The 5,138-nt window shown below is 60.2% G+C and carries 4 protein-coding genes and 1 pseudogene; all 5 read left to right on the top strand.

Annotation, left to right across the window (positions count from 1 at the left end; all coding sequences use genetic code 11):
* Positions 1-158, top strand: a pseudogene (locus tag V5B39_RS21745) (ISAs1 family transposase); the annotation flags it as partial.
* 268 nt (positions 159-426) lie between these two features.
* Positions 427-1,116: a Crp/Fnr family transcriptional regulator gene (locus tag V5B39_RS21740; protein WP_332344902.1), complete on the top strand. Its 690-nt coding sequence runs from the start codon at positions 427-429 to the stop codon at positions 1,114-1,116.
* Between the two features lie 497 nt (positions 1,117-1,613).
* Complete coding sequence (locus V5B39_RS21735) at positions 1,614-2,345, top strand: glycosyltransferase family 2 protein (RefSeq protein WP_332344901.1); 732 nt, start codon at positions 1,614-1,616, stop codon at positions 2,343-2,345.
* 470 nt (positions 2,346-2,815) lie between these two features.
* Positions 2,816-4,216: a FecR family protein gene (locus tag V5B39_RS21730; RefSeq protein ID WP_332344900.1), complete on the top strand. Its 1,401-nt coding sequence runs from the start codon at positions 2,816-2,818 to the stop codon at positions 4,214-4,216.
* 17 nt (positions 4,217-4,233) lie between these two features.
* The coding region (locus tag V5B39_RS21725; protein WP_332344899.1) for a CHASE2 domain-containing protein at positions 4,234-5,138 on the top strand (905 nt) is incomplete at its 3' end.

The raw sequence follows: 5,138 nt of genomic DNA, 5'->3' as shown, positions 1-5,138 counted from the left end.
ACGCCCCACAGAATCTTTCCCTCTTGAAGAAGATCGTTCTCAATCTGATTCGGCTGGATACCACCGACCAAAAGAAAACCAGCTTGCGCCTGAAGCGCAAGGCAGCCGCCTGGGATGACGACTTCCGAGTCAAGATCATGGGCCTCATCAGACTATGACAGGCGAGTGCCGAGGCCCTGGAACGGAACCCACTTCTTCCCAAGTGGGACATCTTGATCCGCCTGGTCTTCACGGTATGACTATTCGTGGCAATCACCTTTGGCCGCGATTTGCATGCCACGGCGCATGCGAGGTCTCGGTCACGATAGTTGCCCGGCAACATTAATGACTTAGGTATCCTACCGGCCCTGCCGCGGCGGGGCCGAGCCACGCAGGATATCTTCACAGCCTCTCAGTTCGGAACAAGGACCAGCTATAATCCGCGCCATGGCTGTTCACCCCATTGTTTTGCAGCAGTTCCTGCTATTTAAATCCCTTCCGATGGATGTTCTTGAGCGGCTTGCTGGTCAGACCATTGCTCAGTCCTTTGCCAAGAGAGAGGTGGTGTTACCAAAATCCAGCGCCCCCCGTCATCTTTGTTTCCTGGTCAGCGGACGCCTTCAGGCGATCGACTTTACCCTGGACGGGAGGGAGGTCGGCCTGTACTTTATCGACCCTGGCGACTATTTTGCAGAGCTTGCTTTGATCGATGGCCAGACGCAGCCCGAACTGGTAATCTCCAATAGCGCTTCTCAGGTGCTACTCGTTCCTGGTGCCGAGATTCGGCCCTTGTTGTTCTCAACGCCAGCAATTGCGGAAGTCTTGTGCCGGCGGTTAGTGCAAAGGGTGCGTGTTCAGGTTACGCATCGCCAGATTCTGGGCTTGGCCAATCCGCTGCAACGCATTTGCGCGCACCTGCAGCTCCTGGCCATGGGTGATCAGGGCAATCAACGCGTACTGAAGGCACCGACGCACCAGGAGATTGCCATCATGCTGAGTCTGACGCGTGAAACGGTCACGCGCACCTTTCAGGTGCTGCAAACCAAGGGAGTGCTGACTCGAGCAGGGGAGGACCTGCAGGTGGATTCCGTCCAGTTGGCTGAGTTGGCGATGCGAGGTCCGAGTGGCAGCGATTGATTATGAATGTTGCGGGTAACTACACGGGTGGGTTGGCATGGTTAGTGCTAGCAGTCATGTTCAAATACGAAGATAGAGGCGAGCGAGCTGTCGCCGGGCATCGCGCGGTGAATTGCCACTTGACTGGCAGAGCGTTCGCAGTGCCGTCGCGAGCACCTTTGCCCTTGATCCAGATTTCTGAAGATTGTTTGCACTGGCAGACTTTCCCTATCTCGATCCGGAATAACCGGGTTGAGCGTTCTCGTTCGCGTGCTCGCCATCGGCGAGGGTTCCCAAGCCGGGAGAATCGTAAGCGATACGGGCGTGGATCGTCGTACTGGCGGAATCTGACATGCGCTCAGGGAAGCGTTGCACGTGCTGGTCTCGCGCTCCGGCAGCGGCGAGAGCTTTCCGCGCAACAGGGGACGGAACGAGTTGTCCGCTAGGCCTGCACAGATGCTGGTATTGGCCGGCCATATGAGAGCGCTTCTCTGATCGAGATAGCGTATCAAGAAAGCATGAACATTTCGGTTTGTCTCTGTACTTACAACGGCGCCAGGTATTTGCAGGGTCAACTTGCGTCGGTGCTTTGCCAGTTGGGTAGCGAAGATGAAGTCATTCTGGTCGACGATGTTTCGACAGATGATACCGTTGCTGTTGCCGAGTCGTTCGCCGACCGGCGGATCAAGATTTTTCGCAATGTGGAACGTCTCGGTATTGTCCGGAACTTTGAACGAGCCTTGATGGAAAGTCGCGGCGAGCTTCTTTTTCTGTGTGATCAAGACGATTTGTGGCTGCCGAAAAAGGTCGCGATCGTTAGAGCAGCATTGCAGGAGTGTGATCTGGTGATCAGTGATGCGACGCTTGTTGATGCAACCGGCGAGGAAACAGCGGGTTCATTCTTTGCTCTTCACAACTCGGGCCCAGGATTGCTGCGGAATGTGGTCCGGAACAGCTACATCGGGTGTTGTATGGCGTTTCGGCGCAAGCTGCTTGATGTCGCGCTGCCTTTCCCAAAGGGGGTGCCGATGCATGATGTCTGGCTAGGGTGTGTCGCGGAAATGCTTGGGAGCACTCGATTTGTCGGGCAGGCTCTGGTCCACTATCGGCGTCATGGGCAAAATGCGAGTCAAACGGCACAGGTGAGTAGTCATTCATGGTTACGGAAACTGGGGTTCAGGGTGGCACTCGTGCGTGCCTTGTTTGTCAGGTGTTTGTTTGCGATCAAGGCATCGAGGCTGCGGCGTTGACCGTTGCCGTGGCGCTTCCCGGATGAAGCGCTGCCTTCCGGTGGCGCTCGATAAGCCCGGCCGGATCAGCGCGGTTGGCGATCACGACCACGACTACGTGAAGCGGGTGTCTCAAGCCGGTATTCCGCAGAGGGCCCGTCGGAGTGGTTGTTTTCTTGCCAGCCACAATGTGGTCTTCGCGAGTTGCCGGCGACCGTTCTTTTGCCCCTTGAATCCGGATGTCAAGTTGCTCAACAATCCATCCGTCTTCTGACTTGTGGAAAACTCGGGGGGACAACGATGCCGCCCTGACTGTGCCCTTCGTGATTTGGCCATATGGTGACGGCAGCCAAGGATGCCAACGGCGAACCGTGCTGATGCGCCTGGGTCATGCCTCAGGGTTGAAAGCGATGTCTTGTGATTTCACGCACATCGTGTAGGCTGGAGGATGAGTCAAGCTATAACTTCTTGGCGACGAAAGGATGGTTATGATGAACCCGCCGCTCCATCGCAGCAGTTTCTTGCGTGCCCTGATGGTGGCCTGGGCGCTGCTGGCACTGGCGTCGGCAGCGCTTGCGGCCAGCTTCGTTGGCGAAGTGACTCTCAATATCGGCGCCAGCCAGCTCGAGCGTGCAGGAGAGAGCGGGGCAGTCTCCAAGGGATACGGCATCCTTCCCGGAGATGTCATCCGCACCACCGCCAGCGGGCATGTGCACATTCGCTTTGTCGACGGCGCGCGAGTAAGCGTCCGGCCCGATTCGGTGCTGCACGTCGTCGAGTACCGTTACGATCCGGCTGATCCCGCGACGTCTTTGATCAAGTTCCACCTCGAAACGGGGACGGTCCGCGGGATTTCCGGGTTGGCAGCACAGTCTGCGCGCGACAAGTTCCGCCTGAACACTCCGTTGGTGGCCATCGGCATCAAGGGGACGGACTTCGTTACCCAGGCCAGTGCGCAGAGTGCGGTCGTTCTGGTAAACCAAGGTGCCATCGTTCTTGCCCCGCTGGATGCCAATTGTCGTGCCGACGCTTTCGGACCCTGCGGCACCTCGCGTTCGCGCGAGTTGGGCGCCAACACGAGCGGTTTGGCTCTGGTGTATCGCCAGTCTACGACCGATCCCGTCTTCCAGCCGATCAATTCGCTAAAGGGAATGGAGAGGATTTCGCCCGGAAGCCCGCACGAGCGTCTCGGCTCGGGCCCCGCGACGGTAGTGACGGACGCCACCAGCGCGGAGCGCGCCACTAATACGGCAGTGGCGGAGAGCAAGACCATCGACCGCGTAGTCGGCAAGAACCTGGAGTACTTCCCCATCCTGCAGCCCGATTCGCCCAAATCCGCCGCCGTCGTCGCTTCGCCCCCCGAGGTAGCGCCACCTCCACCTCCACCTCCACCTCCGAGCTTGTTGACCTGGGGGCGCTGGGCGGGCAGTTCCGTACCGGGTGACAACCTGACCGTGCCATTCGCGGATGCGTTGAGCGGTGGGCGGGTTACGGTTGGCGATGGCTACTATTTCCTGTTCCGCAACGAGAATGTTGCCAACTTGCTCAGCAGTGCCAGCAGCGTGGTGGATTTCCGTCTGCAGCAGGGCGCAGCTTCTTATTTGGACAGCACCAGGACGGTGTCCGCGGCGACCGTGGACGGCGGCTCGCTGAGTATCGATTTTGGCCGCAATACATTCTCGACCCGCCTTGCCGTCACGGCCGCCAGCATCGGTACCCAGGCAGTGGCCGCGACGGGAACCGTCGAACGGCCCAGCGGATTCTTGCGCGGCAGCGGTCAGGATGTCCGCGTGACCGGTGCTGTTTCGCTGGATGTCAGTCAGGCCGGCTACTTCTTCACCAAGGCCGTAGGGAATGGCACCCTTTCGGGCGCTACCCTCTGGGGCCGCTGAAGGATCGGATGGCGTTCATGGCTCGCTTGACCATGCCCGCATTTCGGAGAATTCCGCTCAGTCTGCAGGTCGTTGCCGAGCGCACGCTGCAACGACCTGCGTTCACGCGCCTCGCCGCACTACTCGGCGCCCTGGCGCTGACGCTGCTGGCTGCGGGTTTTTCCATGTCGGAGCTGTCGCACTGGGACGAGCTGTCCGCTAGCCTGTCCTGGCGCATGGCCGACCAGGAAGCTGCGGAGCGTCGTGTCGTGGTCGTCGATATCGATGAAAGGAGCCTGCAGACGGTTGGCCCCTGGCCGTGGCCGCGCGCGCGCCAGGCCGAGCTGCTGGAGATGCTGGACGAGGCGGGTGTTGGAATGAAAATCCTCGATATAGTGTTCGAAGGCCCGACTGAGGACGCCAGGCGCCTGTCTCAGGCGCTGGCGAGTCCGGTGCCTACTGTCCTGGCGCAACTTTTCTCTCTCTCACCGGAGCCGGCGGTGCGTAGTGGCCGCTTGGCAGGTGCGCTGCCTTTCCGCACTTGCCCACAGGCCTCCGAGCCGGCCTACGGTTACTTGGCCACCGACTTCGGCCTTGCCGCCGCCGCATCTGCCGGCCACATCACGCCGCTGGTAGACCGGGACGGTGCGGTCCGCCGCGTGCCTGCACTGATCTGCCATGAAGGCGTGACCTACGCCTCCCTGGTCATTGCCGCGTTCATTTCAGCGAGTGACGCCGTCCCGGTGCTGCGCCCCGGCGTTTCCCTGCTCGATCCACCCTGGTGGCTGGAACTGAGTGGCCTGCGTCTGCCGCTGAACCAGGCCGGCCACCTGCGGGTGTCCTACCAGATGCCGCGGGCTGGCTTTGTCTCCGTTTCTGCCGTAGACGTGCTGCAGGGGCGGGCCCCCGAGGATCTGCTGCGCGGCGCCTGGGTGCTCGTCGG

This window comes from Accumulibacter sp., assembly GCF_036625275.1.
Taxonomy (GTDB): Bacteria; Pseudomonadota; Gammaproteobacteria; order Burkholderiales; family Rhodocyclaceae; genus Accumulibacter.
This window is presented reverse-complemented; position numbering and strand designations above follow the sequence as displayed.